Origin of the sequence: Clostridium acetireducens DSM 10703, from assembly GCF_001758365.1 — a bacterium.
In the GTDB taxonomy this organism is placed as follows: Bacteria; Bacillota; Clostridia; order Clostridiales; family Clostridiaceae; genus Clostridium_C; species Clostridium_C acetireducens.
Map to the genome: position 1 here is coordinate 46,503 of NZ_LZFO01000005.1, position 21,574 is coordinate 68,076.

A 21,574-nucleotide genomic window follows, 5' to 3' on the forward strand; every position below is an offset into this window, starting at 1 on the left:
GAGGGGTATTTGTGGAAAACAAAAGAATAGAATTTGATATAGAAGAATTGCTTTATCAAAAAGAAGCAGTAAATTCTATAGTAGATTTATTTATTAATATTCCAAAAGTTGTTACCAATCCTATATATGGTGATAGATTAAATGTTATTAGAAAACAAACTCAAGGTTCTGGGAAATATGTTAGAAATAGAGACATATCTTTAGGAAATAAGTTTTTAGAAAATTTAAGGTATGTTCAATTTGGAAACAATATTTTTTTAAATGACAGTGTAGATTTAGATAAAGGCATTTTAAATTTAACTGTTGAAATGGAAACTGGTACGGGCAAGACCTATGTTTATTTAAAAACTATTATGGAACTATATAAACAATATAAAGGTAGCTTTAACAAGTTTATTATAGTAGTTCCTTCTGTAGCTATAAGGTTAGGAGTGCAAAAAAGCATAGAAATATTTAAAGATAAATTGGCAAAGGATTATGATGGAATTGATATTTCAAGTCATGTTTTAACTTTTGATGCTAATATGAAAGATCCAGTTGTTAGTGTTAGGGATAATTTTTTAGATAAAAATAAATTAAGTATTTTAATAATTAATACTCAAGCATTTAATAGTGTTAATAATAGACTGCGTGATAGAGATGCAGAAGGTAATGTAAATGGGATTTCTGTATGGGATGAGATGAAAGAAATTCATCCTATAATAATTTTAGATGAGCCACAAAAATTTGATGGTGGAACTTCTAAAAAAGATTTAACTAAAACCATGAAAGCTATATATGAAACAGAGCCAAGATTTATAATTAGATATTCAGCAACCCATAGGTCAAAAATGAATTTAGTTTATGAATTAGATTCTTATGATGCCTATATAAATAAATTAGTTAAGAGAATAAGAGTAAGGTCTATAACTAGACAAGTTCCCCAAGACTTTCCCTATATTAAATACAGAGGAATGACTAAAAATAATGATGCCAGAGTGGAGATTTTTGTTAAAGATATTGGCAAAGAAGTAAAAGTAAAAACATTTGATATTAATAAGGATAAAGATAATATATATGAACTTTCAGGAGACTTAAAACAATATAAAGATTTTAGATTAGTAGAAAATCCTTTTAAGGGAAAATCATTAAAGATAAATGCAAATGGAATAGAATTAGAATTAAAAGAAGGAGAAGATTATACACCTTTTGATGAAAAGGATATAATAAGACTTCAAATACGAATAGCTATAGAATCTCATTTAGAACAACAATTTAAATTATTAGATGCAGGTAAAGAGATAAAAGCTTTAAGTCTATTCTTTATAGATGAAGTAGCAAAAGTTAGAGGAGAAGATGGGGAAGATGGAGAGTATTTTAAAATATTTGATGAAGAATATTCTAGAATAATAGAAAAAGAAAAATGGAATAGTAAGTTTGAAGAATATGGCGATTATTTTAAAAATTATAATGATGTTAAATCTGTTAGACAAGGATATTTTGCAATAGATAAATTAAAAACTAGAACAGATATAATAGAAATTGATGAAAACAAAAAATCTTATAATCAAAAGGAAAGAAGAAGTATAGAAAATGGTATAGAACTTATTCTTAATAAAAAAGAAGAATTGATTTCCTTTGATACTTCTTTAGCATTTATATTTTCCCATTCAGCACTAAGAGAAGGATGGGATAATCCTAATATATTTACTCTTTGTACTTTAAAAAAGAGTGATAATGAAATAGCTAAAAAGCAAGAAATAGGACGAGGTTTAAGGTTACCAGTAGATATCTATGGAAAAAGGCATAAAAATGAAGAGTACAATGTTTTAACTGTTGTGGCTAATAGTAGTTATGATGAGTTTAGTAAAAGTTTACAAAACTCTTATAATGAAGAAGCAGGATTTAATAAGGAAGAAGTAAGTGCAGATATAATTTTAAAAGTATTTAAAGATGCTGGCTTAAAACCATCAGAAATAGATGCAGAATTGTCCTCAACTTTTTTAAAAGAATTAAAGGATAATGGCATTGTAAATGCTAAAGGTGAATTAAAGAAAGATATAGAAGATAAATTAGAAAAATTAGAATTTGAAAATGAAGTATTAAATATTTATTCTATTAAATTAAAAGAAGAAATAGTTAAAGCTATGGAGGAAAAAGGTTCTAAGAGGATTATTATAGAAGATGGTGATAAGAAAAAAGTTGTAAATAGAGAAAGTAGTTTTGTTAATGAGGATAATTTTAAAAATATAGTATTTAATTTAGGAGATAGATTATCTTATAGAACAGCTTATAGAATAAATATAAATGAAGATAAATTTTTAAAAGAGGCTGTAAAAAATTTAAATGAATATTTTAAGTATAAAGATTTACAAGAACAATACTATTCTGTAGAGGAAGGTATGCACTATATAGATAAATTAAAAGGTGCAGCTTATGAAGGAGCAGTTGAATTAAAGGAAAAAATAGAAGATAAATATATAAGAAACAAAAGAAGTAAACTTGAAGTGGTAGATTATATTATGGAAGGAACGGATTTGCCTCGTAAGAGTATTGGTGAAATATATGATACAGTAGAAAAAAAACATTTATTTAATAGCCAAGAGTATTTAGATGGAGCTTTAAATGTAATAAAATGTACTCTTTTAAATAATATAAGCGAAAGTCCAATAGAATATGATTTATTAGAAGGATATAGCTTGAATAGAACAGATATCTTTAAAATGGATACAATTATTAATACTGAGATAGGAAAAGAAAATGTATATCTATATCCAGAGGATCCAAGCAAAGAGAATATCGGAACTAAAAGAGGAATTAATAGGTACTATAAGTTTGATAGCAAAGGTGAACAAGAATTTGCTATTCAATTAGATAGAGATCCAAAGGTAAAATTATTTACTAAATTAAGTAAAGGCGGATTTATAATAGATACTCCATATGGTAGTTACACCCCTGATTGGGCTATAGTATATGAGAATAATAATAAAGATAGTTTATACTTTATTTCCGAAACAAAAATTGATAAGGAATTTGAAGATCTATCAGATGTGGAGCAATTAAAAATCAAATGTGGAGAAGCACACTTTAAAACTATAAGTGAAGAAACAGGAAAAGATGTAAGTTTTAGTTGGGCAAAGTCTTATATAGATTTTAAAGAAAAAAATAATTTATAAGATTAAAAATCTGCTGATTTTAATCATTAGTGTAATCTGATATTAAAATGGTATCTAGGTAACGTAAAAAATTTAAAATCAATTAGTAAAATAGAAGAGAATTCTAATAAGTATATAAATTCTTATTAGAATTCTCTTTTTTTATTAATTTATGCGTTTCCATTTTTGTATATTGTTTCTATTTTATATTCATACTGACAGTCAATGTCATTATAATATTATATAATTAAATTAAAGATTATGGGATATAAATATTAAAGGTAGGGGTTATTAAATGGAGTATGAACATATGGACAAAAAAACGCTTATTAAAATTTTAAAACAGAAAGATGACATTTTAAAAACACTTTGTTTAGAAAAAGAAAAATTAAATTATTATGCAAACATTGATGGTATGACTAGGGTATTAAATAGAAGAGCAGGTTTAAAATTACTAAATAAAGAACTTAATTGGTCAAAAACTAATGAGAAAAATCTTGTTATTTGTTTTGTTGATGTAGATAGGCTAAAAATGATAAATGATAACTTCGGACATGAAGAAGGAGATAAAACTTTAATATTTGTAGCAAAAATTCTAAGGGAAAGTATTAGGAAAACTGATTTTGTAATTAGAATGGGGGGAGATGAATTTTTAGTAGTATTTCCTGGCACAACAATGAAAGAAGCTGACAAAGTATGGTATAGAATTTCTAGAAAGATAAAAGCAATTAACAATAATAATAATAAATATAATTTGAGTTTAAGTCATGGATTTTATGAGTATAGTAAAGAAATACAAAGGGAAATGTCTATTAATGAATTAATACAAAAGGCTGATAAGGAAATGTATAAGAAAAAAATGAAAAAAAGAAGGAATTTGCTTACATGTGTATAATTAATATAAATGGTAAAAAGAATTAGGAAAGGAAATATATGAAACATGCAGAGATTTAAAGCGGATGTATTATTATCCATTTATAATGATTTACAAGAAGGGAAAATAGTTCGGAAAAATGATATAGTAAACAAATTTGATATTAATGAAAGAACTTTTTATAGATATATAAAAGATATAAAAGATTTTGTGGAAAAACCTGATGGAGCACTAATAGGTGAGAAAGTTATAATGGATAGGAAAAAAGGAGGATATGTTCTTAAAGGAAAAAAAGAAGAAAATTTAAGCGAAAAAGAAGTTTTAGCTATTTCTAAAGTACTTTTAGAAAGTAGAGGTTTTATTAAGACAGAGATAGAAGGTATGTTTAACAAGCTTCTTAATAATTGCATATGTGAAGATAAAGAAAATATTAAATACATTATAGGTAATGAGTTAGTTAACTATGTCTCACCACAGCATGGCAAGGAACTTTTAGACAAGCTATGGCAAATTAGTATTGCAATAAAAGAACAAAAAATGTTAGACATTGAATATTTCAAGCTTGGTAAACATGGAAAACTTCAAAAGGATGTTTCTAAGAAAACTTTGTACCCACAAGGATTATTATTTTCTGAATATTATTTTTATCTTATAGCTTTCATTGAAGGAAAAAGTTATAAATATCCTACTATATATAGGGTAGATAGAATTAAGGATTTAATTGTTACCCATAGAAATTATAGAGTAGAATATAGCAAAAGATTTCAAGATGGAAAGTTCAGAAAATTAATTCAATTTATGCAAACAGGAGATTTAGAAAGGATAAAATTTAGATTTGTAGGCGGATCAATAGAAGCAGTTTTGGATAGATTACCTAATGCTAAAATAGTAAAAGAAAAGAATGGTGAATATATAGTAGAGGCAAATATGTTTGGTAAAGGTATAAAGATGTGGCTTTTGAGTCAGGGGAAGTTTGTAGAGGTTTTAGGTTCTGATAAATTTAGGGAAGAGATGATAGAAACTATTGAAGATATGAGGAATATGTATAGGTGAATTATAGTAATTCAGGTGAAAGCAATATGAATGTAACTTTTCAAGGCGGAAAAGTAATGTCAAAAGCTCAAATAGGGTTAAATTAAAGGAACTGTTTAAGCGGTTCCTTTTTTGAATTTAAATTTCAAAAAAATTAGTAATATTTATTAAGGTAAATAAAAGAATATTTACAACAATTATTTAATTTTGAAGAATATATTACTTATACAGAATAATATGGTATATTATAAATATATAAGTAATATTGTTATGTAAAAACATAGTGTATAAATGCAAAACTAGAAGAATTAAGATGAATTTTATTTATATTATAATTAAAAGAATTATTGATTATCTAGTAAAAAATAATTATATCATATGAAATGAGTGATTATTATGGAGAAATTGTCATTAATAGAGATATTAAAAGATAATATATTTTTTAAAGATAATGTATTAAATATAGATGAATATCATTTGAAAAATATTGAAGTAATTCAAGAAATGTTTAAAAATAAAAGCAAGATTAATTTATTAATTACTCCAGATAAGAAATCAACAGAAATTTTAACATTAATAATTTTAGGTATAAATTTATATATTAAAAATTTATGCCATGAGCAAAACAATATATTAAATTACTTAAATGTAGGAGATATAGTAATTTATAAAGGCGGAAAAGTAGAATATTTAGGTATATGTGAATTAGATGGTGAGAAAAAAATAAAGCTTAAATATAAAGGAAATAGGACTAATGGTATAAAATTGGAGGATCCTACTAGTTCTATAAGGGTAAGTGATTATTATAAACTTTCTATTTATAGAGGAGATTCAAAAGAATTAAGCACCATGTCTAATAAAAAAAGCAATAAAAGAAATTGTAAATACATTTTAGCAGATATGTTAGATATAAAATTACAAGACTTAGGCAACATAATTAAAGAGGAAATGGTTATAGTTTATCCTAGTAAAAATAAATTGGAAGAATTACTGAAAAAAATAAAGATTAGGATTAAAAATAAAAAATATTTTTTTACTGAAGTTTTTCCTTGTAAATATTATAGTAGTGTAGATAATAGTATGGACTTAAAAGGAAATAAATTTAAATTAAAAGAAATTTTTATTTTTACATCAAATTTAGGTGTAGCTAGAGATGTTATACAAGAAAATAAAGAAATAAGCAATTTATTATTATTAGGTGAAGATACATATGTTAATAAAATAGAGGATTCATTAGACTTTTTATTAAAAAGAAAAAAATTAAAAAAAATATATATATTAAATACCTTTGATAAAATTAATCAATTAGATAAATTATTAGAAAGTGGTTTTGATATTCAATTAAAAGCATGGACAAAAACGATATTTTTAAAAGAAATTAATAGTCTGTATATGTTTCAAATATATTTGAAACATAAAAAAATAGACTCATTTTTAAATAGAAAAGTAGAAAATAAAATTATAGATAAATGTACAGATATAGTAGAAAATTTATTTAAATTAAAAATTGATTTAGCAAAAGTGTTAAAGGAAGATTTTTATTGTGATAATAAAAAAATTTTTTTAAGAATTTCTTATGGATTATTAAAAAAATTTGAAAATATTATAGTTCCTATAAAAGAGTATAATGATTTTATAATAAATAATAATTTAAATAATTGTACAGTAGATGTGCTTATAGAAAAATTAATGTATATAGTAAAAGAAAATGAAGACTATGAAGATACTTATACAGTACTTTATAATATAAGTCAATTAATTAAAAAATTATATGAATTAATGTATTATAAAAATCCTAAATTTAATTTTTTAAAAAGTATTAATTTAAGTTATGGAGATTTGATAATTTGTAATAGTTCTATAGAAGAAAATATATTAAAAACATATGAATTTATAAAAAATAGGTGTATAAAAGTACATTGTATAAAAAATTATAAACCTTCTAGTTTTTTAAAAAAGGTTATATTTACTGGTGTATATAATAAAAATATAAATCAATTTTATTGTTTCCATAGTTTAAACATATTTAGTTTATTATATCCATCAGAAGTATCTAAATATAATAGAGAAGTTAATAAATTTAATAAATTATTTAATTTAATAGAAGAAAATAATAATTTAGGAAGTTCAAATGATATATTAACATTACAAAATATTAATATAGATTACAATAAATTTATAGAAAAACGTACTATGCAGGATGATAACATAGAAAAAATAGAAAAAGAAATAGAAGAAAATTTGTATTCTAATGAAGGAGAACATAATTATACAGAGTTTTTAGAATATGATTTAGATATAGAAGATTTATTGAATATAAATATTAATAATAGTTCAAATAAACAGTTTTTAGAATATGATACTGGAATTGTAAAGAAAAAAATAAATTTTAAAGATAAAAAGTATGCTTTATTAACTCCATTTTATAAGAGCAAATGTATTGATAATACAAATAATAGTATAGTTATAAAATATATTAATGCATTACAAATAGGTGATAAATTAATTTTTATATATGATAGAACAGAGGATGAAATAACAAAGTTGTTTTATGAAATTATGTGTTCTGATAAATTTAAGAGTAAATATTATAAACATTATTATAACATGAAGTACTGGAAAGGCTCGTTAAAAAGGTATATAGATAGTTATTTTGGTGACTATTCACTTATAGCTTTAGAATTATCATTTTACAAAATCGATAGAACTGAACAATCTATAAAAGCATGGATTGTAAATGAAAATATAATAGGACCTATAGAAAAAGAAGCTTATAGTGCTATTGCAAAGATAACCAATGATAAATATTTATTAGAGCATTGGGAAGAAATATATGAATCCTGTAATTTAATAAGAAGCTTAAAGACTAAACTGAAAGATAATTTTAATTCTATGGTAATTCAATCTGTTGTTAATGAAAAAAGCGAAGGGGAATTTGAAAACTTGGTATATGATGTTTTAGGAGATTTGAAAAAATATGCTGAAATAGAAGAAATTTATGACATTGAAGACGTTTCAATAAATATACCTATAAATAAGACCAATTGTATTTTAGAGGAAAAAACAGTATCTGAAATTTTTTAAATAAATGCATTGTAGAACAGGAGGAATAATTATGGGGTATGATATTAAGGAAGAATGTAAAAAAGCCCGTGAATTGATTTATGAAAGTGTAAGAAAAGAACTATTAGGTCCAGGCTCTGAGGATATAGGATCTTCAATAGAACATGAACTTATAACAGATGAGCCTATAGCAAGATATTCTACGGGTATTTTATTTCCACAAAAATGTGAAAATGTACAAGAGGATAATAGTTCTATAGATATGGAAAATTCTACACGAGTAGATGATGAAGAGTTAAAAAATAAAGAAGAAACTAAGAAAATTAGCCATAAGGGGAATAACTATAATAACTCAGTAGATTCTATTGAAGATCATATAGATGAAAAAATTGCTATGGCAAATGAGCTTAAACCTTCATCAATGGGTATAACATTTTTTGCAAAAGGTAATATCGATAAGCTTTGTATAAGATTAAAAGCAGCTAAATATAGGAAAAGTACACTAAAGGACTGTTGTATAAAATATGAAGGAGAAGATTTCTTTTTAGGCAATGAACTAGAAGATTATTTATATAGAGATGGGGAATTTTTAAAACTTAAAGCAAATTTAACATCAAATGTTGTTAAAAGATTTAAAGATGATACTAGATATAAAGAAGATGAAGAATATAGAAAAATAATTTCCATACTATATGTTTTATCTAGACAATGCAAAGATGAAGTTAATAAAAGGAATTCATATGTTAGAGAACCTTTGAATTTTGAAGAGGTTATAGAAATAAAGTTGGATAAAGATTATGTAATTTATCCATTAAAATGCATAGGTGGAACTGAAGAAAATATAAAAGTTAGAGCAGATTTAGAAATATGTGTTGTAAGAAGAAAATATGGACAAGATATAAATAGTTATACTGTGGTGTTGGTTAATAAAGAAGAATTTGATACCTATGAAAGAGACTTAAAATCAATTTTTCAACCAGAAATAAGAATTAAAACAGAAGATAATAAAGGAATGTTTTTTATAGAAGATAGTTCTAAAAAACTAGTAAAAAATAATTTAAAACTAGATGATGAAGAAGAATCTTTAGAACTTCTTTATAGAAATAAGAAAAATTATGCAACAGGGCATGGAGTTTCAACATCACAACAGGTTAATGAGAGTGGAGATTGGATTTATATTAATGTGTATAGAGTCTATTGTTCATCCAAATTGTAAAGATAGAGATATTGTTGATTTAATATGGGTTCCTACTGGTGGTGGAAAAACGGAAGCTTACTTAGGACTTTCAGCATTTACAATATTTTTAAGAAGACTAAAAAACCCTAAAAATGGTGTGGGAACTACTATTTTAATGAGATATACATTAAGATTACTTGCAGCTCAACAATTTATAAGAGCAAGTATTATGATATGTGCTTGTGAATTGATTAGAAGAGAAGGAAAATATAATTTGGGCAAGAAAAAAATAACTATTGGATTATGGATTGGTTCAAATCAAACTCCAAATAAGAGAGCACAGGCTAAAATATATTGGGATGAATTAAAGAAAAAATCTAATAGTAAATTTGAATTAGATTATAAAAAAGATACAAGTAACAAATTTCAGTTACTTAAATGTCCTTGGTGTGGAACTAAGCTAGAAAAGGATTATGTATTTGATGAAGAAGAGAAAAATGAAAAAAAGAGGAATAAAGGCATTGAAATAGGTACATGGGGATATGAGTTTACTAATAAGACTAGTAAAATATTTTGTCCAGAAGAAGAATGTCCTTTTACAAAAGAAAAAGAAAAATATTTGCCTGTGCAGATTGTAGATGAAGACATATATGAAAATCCACCTACACTATTATTTGGAACAGTGGATAAGTTTGCAATGACAACTTGGGAAGCTAGTGCATCAAAATTATTTGCTTTAGATGAGGGTAATGAAAGTCCTTCACCAGAACTTATTATTCAAGATGAATTACACTTAATATCTGGGCCTTTAGGAACAATAGTTGGTCTTTATGAAACTGCAATAGATGCTATGTGTAGTGAAAAAGGAATAAAGCCTAAAATAATTGCATCTACAGCTACTATTAGAAGGGCTGAAGATCAATGTAATCAATTATATGTAAGAGATGTAAAGCAATTTCCATCATCAGGGTTATTAGCAGAGGATTCTTTTTTTGTAAAAGAAAATAAATATGCACCTGGAAGAATGTATGCAGGTTTATTACCAACAGGAAAAACATTAACAACTACACAGGTAAGATTAATGTCAGCACTTACTAATAGAGTTAAGATGTTAGATATACCGGAAGAAGTTAAAAGTGAATATTGGACATTAGTTTGTTATTTTAATACATTAAAAGAATTAGGAATGACCAATAGTTTAATTCAAGCAGATATTCAAGAGAATATAAATATAGTATCTAATAGACTATTAAAAAGAAAATATACTAGAAATTTATATAATACAACTGAACTTACTAGTAGAAAAACTGCTAATGAAATAAATAAAACATTAGATAATTTAGAGATTAATTATTCATCTGAAAATATAGCTAATAAAAAATATGCTATAGATGTTTTATTAGCATCTAATATGATTTCAGTTGGGGTAGATGTGTCTAGATTAAATCTTATGATGGTATTAGAGCAGCCTAAATTAACAGCAGAATATATACAAGCTACTAGTAGAGTTGGTAGAAAAAATCCAGGATTAGTATTTACTTTGTACAGTCCATCTAGAAGTAGAGATAAATCCCATTATGAAATGTTCCATGATTATCATCAATCCTTTTATAAGCATGTAGAACCTACAAGTATAACTTGTTTTTCAGAGCCTGCAATAGATAGAATGCTCCACTCTGTTTTTATAGCTATGATTAGGCATATATTAGGTTTAACATCAGAAGATAGTGCAGAATATTTTGATACTACTGCTTATGATATAGATAAGATTAAAAATATAATTATAGATAGAGTGAGTGATTTATTATATAAAACTAATGTGAATAAAGAGGTAAAAAATAGTGAATTAGATTATGTGGAAAATAAATTAAAAGAAATAATAGAAAGATGGGAAAATAAAATAAATTCTTTAGGAAATGATAAATTTTTAAAATATCATACTACTAAAAAAGAAGATAATGTAGAAAATTTAATAAAGCCCTTTGGTAAAAAAGAAGAAAATGGAGAATTTGAAACATTACAATCAATGAGAAATGTAGATAAACAAGGTGGGGTAGATTTAATAGTATTTGGGGGTGAAGATGATGAGTAAATATAAGAAACATAAACTACTACGTGAAACCCATAATGTTAGAATAAGTCAAATAATAAGTACCTTTGGACCAGGAGCTATAATGGATTTCAGAGATCAAACACTAATGACAGCTGCACCAAAATATTGGGATGAAAATTATGATGTAATACATGATGAAAGACTAGAGAAAAAACTCCATGTAAGTGAATTTAGAATTCATAAAGATATGGAGTGTGAGAAAGGGGTTCCTTTTGTAAGATTTCCAGGTTGGTATTTTTGTCCTAACTGTAAGAAATTTCAACATATATCAAAATGGGAAAAGGAATACGAACAAAAAAATAATAAATTTATGTTAAAGCCAATATGCATGAGTTGTAAAATATCTATAATACCTGTTTCTGTCCTTATAGCATGTGAGAATGGTCATATTGACGATTTTCCTTGGATAGAGTGGGTACATTTACATAAGGGTAAAGTTTGTAATAATCCTAAACTTAAGATTGTTTCTAACTCTGGAACTTTAGGATTAGAAGGATTTAGAGTAGAATGTACAACATGTAAAGCATCAAATTCACTTAAAAATGCATTTAATAAAAATACATTTAAGGATATAATTGAAGGCATTAAATATAAAAGCATAGATGAAGAGCTGAGAAGAAAATTTAAATGTACAGGAAATATGCCATGGAAGGGAAAGAAAGAGAAAGAATGTTCAGAGTTTCCTAGAGCTATTTTAAGAAATGCTTCTAGTATATATTTCCCTAAGATTGAAAGTTCAATTCTTATTCCTCCATATTCAGAAGATTTAAATACTAAGATTGAAAATAGTCGTGAGTTTGAATATTTTTTAAATGATAAAATTAAAAATGAGAAAAGAGGAACATTAGATAGATTTTTAAAAGAAGATTTTGAATATTATATAGAAGAAATAGCAAAAAAAATAGGAGAAGAAGATAATATATATGCAATTAGAAAAATCATGAAAAGAAAAATAGATGGTAATAATGAGAGTATAGATGAAAATTATAACAGAAATTTTTATAGAGCAGAAGAGTATGATGCCTTACTAGGGAAAATAGCAGAGAGTTCTTTTAATTCAAGGGAATTTAAAATTATTCCTAAAAATTCTGCAGAGTATGGAATGGAAGAAATATCAAAAGTTACTTTAGTAAAAAAATTAAAAGAAGTAAGAGCATTAGTAGGATATACGAGAATAAATCCACCATTACCTTATATTATGGGAACTGATAAAAGTTCAGATAAATCTAAGGTAGTTAATATAAAAGGATACGAAGATAAATGGTACCCTGCTTATGAAGTCAGAGGAGAAGGAATATTTATAGAATTAAATCCAAAACTCATAGATAAGTGGCAACAAGATACCAAAATTAAGAATAAAGCAGAGAAATTAAGTCAAAGATATAATAAAGATAAGAATGATGAATTAAAAAGAGAAATAACTCCTAAGTTTATTTTGTTGCATACATTTGCACATGCATTAATAAGAGAACTTAGTTTTGAATGTGGTTATTCTTCCGCTTCATTAAGAGAGAGGATTTACTGTAATTCATCAGAAGAAGAAATGGAAATGAGCGGTATTTTAATATATACAGCCTCAGGAGATTCTGAAGGCAGCTTAGGTGGATTAGTAAAACAGGGAAATCCTGCATTTTTACCTAGGATAATTATAAATGCTATAAACAGAATAAAATGGTGTTCATCAGATCCAGTATGTATAAATAGTAGTGGACAAGGAAGAGAGAGTTTAAATTTAGCAGCTTGTCATAATTGTGTATTGTTACCTGAAACAAGTTGTGAAGAGTTTAATGTTTTATTAGATAGAACTATGTTAGTTGGAGGTTTAGAAGATAAGGATATAGGGTTTTTCAATAACTATATTTAATGTAGTATATTAATAAGTGATTAATTTCTACTAAATTGTTATTTACTTAACCCCCTTTTATATGTTAATATATTTTCACAACATAATGGAGGGATTATTGTGAATAATTTAGTTATAAATAAGGAAAAAGTTCGCAGTATAATGAAAGAAAAAAACATAAATTCTCAAACTGAACTTGCTAAGTTGATGGGAATAACTAAAAATCAATTGTCTGTTATTTTATCCGATAAATTTGATCCTATTAAAAGTAATGTTAAGCTACTATGTGATACATTAAAAATAGATTTTAATGAAATAACAAAAAAGAAAGTTAAAGATATTAAAAGTAAAAATCTTGAACAAGTAAGCTTTTTATCTAAAAAAGAAGAAGAAAAGTATTTAGATGTTCAATACTCAAATATAAAACCTAATAAGCAATATAATGTAGTTGAACTTTTTGCTGGTGCAGGTGGTTTAGCTTTGGGTTTGGAAAAGTCAGGATTTAATACTGTAGGTCTTGTTGAAATTGACAAATATTGTTGTGAAACACTAAAAACTAATAGACCTAAATGGAACATTATCAACGAAAATATTGTTAATGTAGTTGAAAAAGGAATAAGGGAATATATAGGAAATGTAGAAATTGATTTATTGTCAGGAGGGTATCCATGTCAAGCATTTAGTTATGCAGGAAAAAAGCTTGGGTTAGATGATGTTAGAGGTACTCTTTTTTATTACTATGCAGAGGCATTAAGACAGTTAAAACCCAAAATGTTTTTAGCCGAAAATGTTAAGGGTTTAGTAAGTCATGAGGGAGGAAAAACCCTTAGAACCATGATAAAGGTTTTTGAACAAATAGGTTATAAAGTTCAATATGAAGTATTGAATGCAGTTAATTATGGTGTAGCTCAAAAAAGACAAAGAATTGTTATTATAGGTATAAGAGCAGATTTGGGAAATAAAATTCAATATAAATATCCTAAAGCTTTTGATTATATTCCTACTTTAAGGGATGCATTAAAAGATGTACCAGAATCAGAAGGAACTAAGTATCCAGAGAAAAAAAAGAAGGTTCTTGAGCTTATTCCACCAGGAGGCTATTGGAGGGATTTGCCTGATGATATAGCGAGAGAGTATATGGGAAAAAGTTATTTTTCAGGTGGTGGAAGAACTGGAATGGCAAGAAGAATTGGATGGGATGAACCTTGTCTTACATTAACCTGTTCCCCAGCTCAAAAGCAAACAGAAAGATGTCATCCAGATGAAACTAGACCATTTACTACAAGAGAGTATGCTAGAATTCAAAGTTTTCCTGATGAATGGAATTTTAGCGGTTCAATGAGTCAGGTATATAAACAAATAGGAAATGCAGTTCCAGTTGGCTTAGCTAAGGCTGTAGGGTTATCAATTATAAATTCATTAAATATGATTTAAAAAGATGTTCTTGGTATTGTTTTTAAAACATAACATAGTATGTTATTCCAAAAAGAAATAGGGGGGTTTTTTATGACAGAGAATGAAAAGCAAGATATATTACAGAAGGCTAAAGAGTTTTTTAAGGATATAATTGTAGAAAGTCACATTAGAAATACTAAAAAATTATTTAAATTAAAAGAGTTTAATATAAATCCTTTTTTAATAACATATCTTGCAAATTATCTTACAGGTAATAATAATCCGGAAAGTATAGCTAAGGCTCTTATATATCCAAGAGTTTTAGGGACTTCTATAAATACTTTGTTTGGAAATAGACTACAAACATTTTGTATTAAGGTGTTGAGTGGGTTTGCATCAACTACTTCAGGAATTGATATAGAATTTATAGATGCATTAGATAATAGAAGGAAATATTGTCAAATAAAAGCTGGTCCTAATACAATAAATAAAGATGATGTTGAAACTATAAAAAACCACTTTACGTCAGTTAGAAAACTTGCTAGAACTAATGGACTAAGCATACAATTTGATGATTTAGTATTAGGAGTGATGTATGGAACTGAAAAAGAGCTTAGTGCAAATTATAAAAGAGTTAATGAAGAATATCCTGTAATAGTTGGACAAGATTTTTGGTATCGTATTACAGGAGATGAAGATTTCTATTCAGATTTAATAAAGGCATTTGGAGAAGTTGCTATAGAAGCAGATTCAACTAAGTTATTAAACCATACAATAGATTCTTTAGCAAATGAAATAAGGAGTAGTGATGAATTTAAAAACTTATTAAAATAGTACAAGCACTAAGAAAGATAAATAGCATAATGGTGTTAAAAATAGCTATAATTCTATTAGAAATAATATAAATTTTACTAATACATATAGGGTGTATTATACAATAATTTAAGCAAATATAATTCCAAAATAAATGCTATATTAGAAGAAGTAGAATAATCAGATAAATATGTATAATTAGATTAGTAAAATAGAAGAGAATTCTAATAAGTATATAAATTCTTATTAGAATTCTCTTCTATTACTTTTTATGAGCTATTGGTGATTTAAAAGAATTATTTAAAAATGCAAAGAAACCTATATATACCCCATTTTTTTAGCACGATAATAGCAAGATACCAAAGCAGCAACATCATATCTAGCATCATGAAAATCAACATAGCTACAATTAAAAAGTCTTTTAGCACCTTGCAATATAGTAGACTTATTTATATTTAAAAACTCCACAGTTTCTTCCAATCTAGGCTTTTTTAATCTGCCTTTAGCATTTTTTAATTGCAAAATAGGTTTAAAGTATTCCATTGTGCAAAAAAATTCTTTAGGCATCCAATCTAAATCAGGAAAATTACTAAATTCAGAAACAACGAATTTTTTATCAAAGTTTACATTATGAGCTATAAATATTCCATTCTTAAAATCATTGCATACTTCTTGAGCTACATCTTTAAACTTCATTCCTTGAGATAAGAATTTAAGTTTTTCTTTACTAAAGCCATGTACAGCTTCAGCTGCTGGATTTATATAGTCCACATTAAAAAAGAAGTTCTTAGCAAGAGATACTTTTTCTTTACCTTCTTTGTTTATATCACATATACAATAAGTAAGTTGAATTATATTACCAGGATTTAAACCTGTAGTTTCTGTGTCTATAAAAATTTTTTTCATAAGATAAAAACCCCTTTAAATGAAAGTTACAATAATTATTATAGCATTTAATGGAACACTTTGAAATTAATTTTCATAACCGATTTTTAATAAATAAGAGGATTTAAGTAACTAATGTCAAATATAGTATTTATGTTGGAGAAAATTAACGGTTGTATTAAGTAATTATGAAAACATAGCTTTATAAATAGCAAAATTACTATGTGATTTATTTTAAATAATAAAAATTATAAAATTAATATTTTGTGGCATAACAAAAAAGCCTATCTATTATACTTTTAAAAATAAATAGACTTATATAAAGCGATAGCGCTAGCTGTTAGGCAGCCAACAACCAATTATTTTTAGCTTTAACTAGATAACTAATTCCAACCACTTTAGCTGGTGTTAAATCACGTAGTGAGGAATGATTGCACACAAAGTTATAGTGAAATATAAATACTGATATTAATTTATTAGCACTATCAAAAGAGTTAAAGCCTTTTAAACCTTTATACCAAGACTTAAATGTTTTATTAAATGACTCAATAATATTGTTTGAAATATCATCTTTAAAAGATTGTACCTTTATGTGAATAGTATTTTGAAATATCGACTTTATTGGAACATTGTATGATGGAAGTCTATCAGTAACTATGGCTCTAGGAGATCCTAGCTTCTTAGCATCATGAAACAGATTAAAAGTTTGTTTTGCATCTCTATATGGAGATAGATGATAAGAAATAATTAGGCGACTTTCAGAGTCAATAACAAGCCATAAATAATGACGTTTACCATTTATAAATACAACAGTTTCATCTGCATGCCATTCATCAGAATCTGATAAATCCACATCTTTTAGTAAGTTATCAGATTTTAATTTGAAGTATGCAGCAAACTTTTTAGTCCAGTTTGAAATAGTCACATGAGATACTTTTACATTAAAGGTTCTAAACAAATATTCAGATATACGTCTTGTAGAACTTTCATTAAGAAAGTAAAGGTCTAAAGCCATTAAAATAATATGGAGTGGGAAGCGCATACCCTTAAAATCAAGTTTACCTTTTATAGTGGTATTGCTTGAAGGGCTTATAACCGTAGGCTTCGCCACAAAAAAGCTATGATTACATTTTTTATCGTTACAACGATAGTTAATATAATTTGAATAATTATGATGAATAAAGGTTCCTTTGTTCATTGATTCCTCTCTCCTTTCTGGGAGGTAATGTTTTTGTCGTAAATATATTATATTTCAATAGGTTGAGGGAAATCAATGTTCATATAACTTAACAGAACTACTAATTAGGGTAAGTAAACAATCCTTCTCTATTTGTAGCAAAATAAGAGATATAGATCAATTTTTAAATAACACACCTCAATATAAAAATAGACTTATAGAGAGTCATCCAGAAGTTTGTTTTGCTATGCTCAATTTTCATGATTCAATTGCAAGTCCTATTTTTGAAAACAAGAAAATTGAAGAAGGAATGAAAAAAAGACTGGAGATATTAAGTAATTACTATGAAAAGACAGTAGAGATTAGAGAATTAATATATTCATATACTAAATTGAAAGTAATTAAAGATGATGTTATAGATGCTCTATGTCTTGCTGTTACAGGAATGCTTGGATATAAAAACGGATTTAAAACTATACCAGAAAATCCCATGAAAGATAGCAGGGGAATGTTTATGCAGATGATTTATGCTGGGCATGTTTGAATAATAACATAATATAATGAACACATATACTATAAAAATAAGCAAATAAGCCACAACAGCAAGTAAAATTATAAGTAAATATTTAAAGTTGAAGCATTTAATGGAACAATTTGAAATTAATTTTACCAACCGATTTTTAAGTAAAAACCCCTATAAAGTTTGCAAAATCAATGGCTTAGAGGGTGTTACATAAGGAAAAACTGAAAAAGCGAAAACGGTTGGGAAAAAGTCAAAGGAATCCTTTCATTTCAATGGTTTTAGAGGTATAATGAAATTAAGTAATGGCTATTTTACTATGGTTGAACAATAACATGAGATGTATTGAAATAGAGTTTTTAAAATCCAAAGAATTTAAATTTGAAGCGTTGAACAATAACATGAGATGTATTGAAATATGTAAACTTCGTCAAATATATAATTTTCACAATCGTTGAACAATAACATGAGATGTATTGAAATAAAAACGTAGGTAAGTTTTTACTGCTTGAAGGTGGGTTGAACAATAACATGAGATGTATTGAAATTTATAGGTACTGTAACTTCTCTAGTTTCTCCTATGTTGAACAATAACATGAGATGTATTGAAATTAGATCACATTTAATGCTACAGGTTGCGACTGTTCAGTTGAACAATAACATGAGATGTATTGAAATGTCATTTCTGCTATCCATTCTTCACATTTTTTATTTGTTGAACAATAACATGAGATGTATTGAAATACAGGGAGAAAATAAATAACATTGAGGGGATGTTCCCGTTGAACAATAACATGATATGTATTTAAATATATGTTCTAAAAATACACAGTTACCATATAAAGCCGTTGAACAAATAACATTAATTACATAACAAAAGCAATAGACTATTCTCAAAGCTAATTGAATAATCTATTGCTTTTATTTAGCTTTTCTTACATTCTTTTATTAAATATTCTAATGAAAGAAGAATATACATCTTGCAAAGGAAACAACTTTCTCAATATGGGGCACAACATTATATCCTAGAACAATGATTGAAACTGAAATGTAAAATAAAAGCCTTAGGAGATTAATCTCTTAGGGATTTTTTATGTGAAAATTTATTGCTTAAATAGTAGGGGCTAGAATGTATTATATTTGATGAATCCATAGAAAAGTATGTATAATATATAGATAAGGGAGGGCTTATAAAATGGATATTTTTCAAGTTTTCTATGATTCAAGAGATGAAGAAAAATCTATAAAAATGGCTAGATATATGAAGAATAAATTTCCATTTCTGGGCATAGCTAAGCCTGAGAGAATGAAGTTAAGCAAAAGTTTTATGAAACAACGTAAAAAAGATATTAAGATTGATTGGTCTCTTGTATCTAAGTGTTATAACATGCCAGAAAGAGAATTTCACTATTTGGCTTTAGATTATGTATCATTATTAAAAGAAAAACTTACACTAGAAGATATCAGCAATATTGAAAAATTAATTTTAACAAATTCTTGGTGGGATAGCGTAGATTGTATTGATGCTATTGTGGGAAATATGTGTCTTAAATATCCTGAGTTAAAGGAGTCTACTATTTTAAAGTGGATTTACTCAGATAATATTTGGCTAAAAAGAGTAGCCATAGATTTTCAATTAAAATATAAAGAGAAGACAGATACTGATATTTTAACTAAGGCAATACTAGCTAACTGTAATACAGATGAGTTTTTTGTAAATAAAGCAATAGGATGGTCATTAAGGGAATATTCAAAAACTAATAAGGAATGGGTAAAAAAGTTTTTAGAGGATAATAAATTGCCAGCACTTAGTGTTAGAGAAGCAAGTAAGTATATTTAATATGAAATTATGAATAAGTTACCTATTTATTAATACAATAACATACTAAAAACGTAGAAGTATACAATATATTTATATAATAAGATATAATATTAATAAAGGTAACTTAGGGGGTATTTTTAATGGATGAAAAGATATTAGAATTTACTATTTTTTGTATTGAAAGCTTGGCTGAAAAATTAGAAATGAGTGCAAAAGAAGTATATAAATTAATTAATATAGATACAGATATTTTACAAAGTTATATTATACCTTGTTATGAACCACTACATTCTCAAAGCAAACATTACATAGTAGAAGATTTAATAGATGTAATGAAAGAAAGAGGTGTATTGTAATGATATCTATTTAAAGTATGAGTCAAGTAAGGAAGTGTAAATATGCAAGCAAATAAAATCTTATTACAATCTTTATATAAAGATATAATACTTGAATTTTCAAAAGAAACAGGTAAAGATTTAAATGAAAGTATGAGATATTTTTATACGTCTGAAACCTATGAATTAATTAGTCAAGGTGTAGGTGATTTACATTGTAGAGGATTTAAGTATTTAGCACAGGAATTAATGTTGGAATATGGACTCATGGAGCATAAAGGTTATCCAAAGGATTTAGTACATTAATTCAAATAATACTATAATATAAAATTTAAAGTATTTAGATATTTAATTTAAAAATATGGCAACAAATTATTTTAAGAGTGCTTTTTAAAGTGCTCTTTTTTTATACATATTAGAAAATATAATCTTAACTGTTAAATTTAATCAAATTACTTGTTGACTCTCCTATGGGGGAAGGGTTTAATATATAACTGTAAGCAAAATATGCGCGCATAGGAGAGATAAAACATGTTTAAAATAGGCGAGTTTGCAAAACTTAATAAAATATCTATAAAAACTCTTAGGTATTATGATGAATTAGAACTTTTAAAACCTATGAAAGTTGATTTTCAAACAGGGTATAGATATTATTCAGCAAAACAACTTCCAAGATTAAATAGAATACTAGCATTAAAAGATTTAGGATTTTCATTAAATCAAATTGCTGATATAATCGATAGCCAAGCATCTAGAGATATTATACTTTCAATGTTAGATGAAAAAAAGAAAGAGATTAATAATATTATAAAATCTGAACAAAGAAGGCTTGTAAGAATAGATTCACTTATAAATAGAATTAAGGAGGAAGATTCGTTTATGTTAAAATATGATGTGGTTTTAAAACAGCTTGAAGCTAGAAAGTTAGCGGCTATAAGAGATATTATACCGGATTACAGTAAACAAGGTTATTTATGGGAAGAGCTTATGAGACATTTAGGAATGCACAAAGTAAAATTAGTTGGACCTTGCATGGCAATATATTATGACCAAGGATATAAGGAAAGTGATGTAGATATTGAAGTTGCATCTTGCATAGCAAATGATGTACCAGAAACAGATAGAATAAAAATTAAACAAATTCCAGCAGTAGAAAATGCAGCTTGTACAGTACACAAAGGATGTTATGAAGATATATGTATGGCATATAATGTTCTAATTAATTGGATTGAAGAAAATGGATATAAAATAGTAGGTCAAAATAGAGAATTATATTTAGAAGGAGAATGGTCAACACAAAATCCTGATGAATATATTACGGAAATTCAAATACCTGTTGAAAAGATTTAATATATAATTTCATGCAAAAAACCTTTGCCTTTTTAGAAAAA

At 26.1% G+C, this 21,574-nt stretch carries 15 protein-coding genes, 1 pseudogene and 1 CRISPR repeat array; of the genes and pseudogenes, 14 read left to right on the plus strand and 2 right to left on the minus strand.

From position 1 onward, the window contains the following. The first annotated feature begins 11 nt into the window (after window positions 1–11). From CLOACE_RS02455 to CLOACE_RS02490, 9 genes are all read left to right on the plus strand, one after another. Window positions 12–3,155, plus strand: a complete 3,144-nt coding sequence (locus tag CLOACE_RS02455; RefSeq protein WP_070109461.1) for a restriction endonuclease — start codon at window positions 12–14, stop codon at window positions 3,153–3,155. Window positions 3,156–3,444: 289 nt separating this feature from the next. Next, window positions 3,445–4,029 carry a GGDEF domain-containing protein gene (locus CLOACE_RS02460; protein WP_175429426.1) on the plus strand — a complete coding sequence of 195 codons (585 nt, stop codon included), beginning with the start codon at window positions 3,445–3,447 and terminating at the stop codon, window positions 4,027–4,029. A gap of 45 nt (window positions 4,030–4,074) precedes the next feature. Continuing rightward, window positions 4,075–5,061: a helix-turn-helix transcriptional regulator gene (locus tag CLOACE_RS02465; RefSeq protein ID WP_070109463.1), complete on the plus strand. Its 987-nt coding sequence runs from the start codon at window positions 4,075–4,077 to the stop codon at window positions 5,059–5,061. A gap of 375 nt (window positions 5,062–5,436) precedes the next feature. Beyond that, entirely contained in the window at window positions 5,437–8,124 is a 2,688-nt protein-coding gene (locus CLOACE_RS02470; protein WP_070109464.1) for a DrmE family protein, read from the plus strand. Window positions 8,125–8,155: 31 nt separating this feature from the next. After that, a complete protein-coding gene (locus CLOACE_RS11725) occupies window positions 8,156–9,319 on the plus strand; it encodes a hypothetical protein (RefSeq protein ID WP_070109465.1) in 1,164 nt (387 codons plus the stop codon). Next, window positions 9,285–11,372, plus strand: a complete 2,088-nt coding sequence (locus CLOACE_RS11730) for a helicase-related protein (protein WP_070109466.1) — start codon at window positions 9,285–9,287, stop codon at window positions 11,370–11,372. Before CLOACE_RS11725 ends, CLOACE_RS11730 begins: the two co-directional genes overlap by 35 nt. After that, a complete protein-coding gene (drmB, locus tag CLOACE_RS02480) occupies window positions 11,365–13,257 on the plus strand; it encodes a DUF1998 domain-containing protein (protein ID WP_070109467.1) in 1,893 nt (630 codons plus the stop codon). Before CLOACE_RS11730 ends, drmB begins: the two co-directional genes overlap by 8 nt. A gap of 99 nt (window positions 13,258–13,356) precedes the next feature. Then, a complete protein-coding gene (locus CLOACE_RS02485) occupies window positions 13,357–14,670 on the plus strand; it encodes a DNA cytosine methyltransferase (RefSeq protein ID WP_242866373.1) in 1,314 nt (437 codons plus the stop codon). Between the two features lie 72 nt (window positions 14,671–14,742). Then, a complete protein-coding gene (locus CLOACE_RS02490) occupies window positions 14,743–15,465 on the plus strand; it encodes a PmeII family type II restriction endonuclease (RefSeq protein WP_070109469.1) in 723 nt (240 codons plus the stop codon). A 297-nt stretch (window positions 15,466–15,762) separates the two neighbouring features. On the opposite strand, the gene CLOACE_RS02495 is transcribed toward CLOACE_RS02490, so the two are convergent. Both CLOACE_RS02495 and CLOACE_RS02500 read right to left on the minus strand, forming a co-directional pair. After that, the gene (locus CLOACE_RS02495) at window positions 15,763–16,350 is read right to left on the minus strand and encodes a 3'-5' exonuclease (RefSeq protein WP_070109470.1); all 588 of its coding nucleotides are present in this window, start codon (window positions 16,348–16,350) and stop codon (window positions 15,763–15,765) included. Window positions 16,351–16,669: 319 nt separating this feature from the next. After that, a pseudogene (locus CLOACE_RS02500) lies at window positions 16,670–17,524 on the minus strand (IS6 family transposase); the annotation flags it as partial. A 106-nt stretch (window positions 17,525–17,630) separates the two neighbouring features. On the opposite strand from CLOACE_RS02500, the gene CLOACE_RS02505 reads away from it, so the two are divergent. The 5 genes from CLOACE_RS02505 to CLOACE_RS02525 all read left to right on the plus strand — a co-directional run bounded on the left by CLOACE_RS02505 (window position 17,631) and on the right by CLOACE_RS02525 (window position 21,533). Next, a complete protein-coding gene (locus CLOACE_RS02505; RefSeq protein ID WP_084027523.1) occupies window positions 17,631–18,050 on the plus strand; it encodes a DUF429 domain-containing protein in 420 nt (139 codons plus the stop codon). A 298-nt stretch (window positions 18,051–18,348) separates the two neighbouring features. Continuing rightward, a CRISPR array of direct repeats spans window positions 18,349–18,837; the repeat unit is 30 nt; unit sequence GTTGAACAATAACATGAGATGTATTGAAAT. A gap of 384 nt (window positions 18,838–19,221) precedes the next feature. After that, window positions 19,222–19,866 (plus strand): DNA alkylation repair protein, encoded by a 645-nt coding sequence (locus tag CLOACE_RS02510; protein WP_070109472.1) that lies wholly within the window; start codon window positions 19,222–19,224, stop codon window positions 19,864–19,866. A gap of 122 nt (window positions 19,867–19,988) precedes the next feature. Continuing rightward, entirely contained in the window at window positions 19,989–20,204 is a 216-nt protein-coding gene (locus tag CLOACE_RS02515; RefSeq protein WP_070109473.1) for a DUF3791 domain-containing protein, read from the plus strand. 42 nt (window positions 20,205–20,246) lie between these two features. After that, on the plus strand, window positions 20,247–20,489 hold the full coding sequence (locus CLOACE_RS02520; RefSeq protein WP_070109474.1) for a hypothetical protein: 243 nt from the start codon (window positions 20,247–20,249) through the stop codon (window positions 20,487–20,489). A gap of 225 nt (window positions 20,490–20,714) precedes the next feature. Continuing rightward, window positions 20,715–21,533: a MerR family transcriptional regulator gene (locus CLOACE_RS02525; RefSeq protein WP_070109475.1), complete on the plus strand. Its 819-nt coding sequence runs from the start codon at window positions 20,715–20,717 to the stop codon at window positions 21,531–21,533. Window positions 21,534–21,574 lie beyond the last annotated feature (41 nt).

Bases quoted from the DNA above. Each gene is read 5' to 3' on its own strand.
- CLOACE_RS02460 (WP_175429426.1), top strand. From the start codon at position 3,445: ATGGACAAAAAAACGCTTATTAAAATTTTAAAACAGAAAGATGACATT.
- CLOACE_RS02520 (WP_070109474.1), top strand. From the start codon at position 20,247: ATGCAAGCAAATAAAATCTTATTACAATCTTTATATAAAGATATAATA.
- CLOACE_RS02510 (WP_070109472.1), top strand. From the start codon at position 19,222: ATGGATATTTTTCAAGTTTTCTATGATTCAAGAGATGAAGAAAAATCT.
- CLOACE_RS02465 (WP_070109463.1), top strand. From the start codon at position 4,075: ATGCAGAGATTTAAAGCGGATGTATTATTATCCATTTATAATGATTTA.
- CLOACE_RS02490 (WP_070109469.1), top strand. From the start codon at position 14,743: ATGACAGAGAATGAAAAGCAAGATATATTACAGAAGGCTAAAGAGTTT.
- CLOACE_RS02525 (WP_070109475.1), top strand. From the start codon at position 20,715: ATGTTTAAAATAGGCGAGTTTGCAAAACTTAATAAAATATCTATAAAA.
- CLOACE_RS02470 (WP_070109464.1), top strand. From the start codon at position 5,437: ATGGAGAAATTGTCATTAATAGAGATATTAAAAGATAATATATTTTTT.
- CLOACE_RS11730 (WP_070109466.1), top strand. From the start codon at position 9,285: ATGTGTATAGAGTCTATTGTTCATCCAAATTGTAAAGATAGAGATATT.
- drmB (WP_070109467.1), top strand. From the start codon at position 11,365: ATGAGTAAATATAAGAAACATAAACTACTACGTGAAACCCATAATGTT.
- CLOACE_RS02515 (WP_070109473.1), top strand. From the start codon at position 19,989: ATGGATGAAAAGATATTAGAATTTACTATTTTTTGTATTGAAAGCTTG.
- CLOACE_RS02495 (WP_070109470.1), bottom strand. From the start codon at position 16,350: ATGAAAAAAATTTTTATAGACACAGAAACTACAGGTTTAAATCCTGGT.
- CLOACE_RS11725 (WP_070109465.1), top strand. From the start codon at position 8,156: ATGGGGTATGATATTAAGGAAGAATGTAAAAAAGCCCGTGAATTGATT.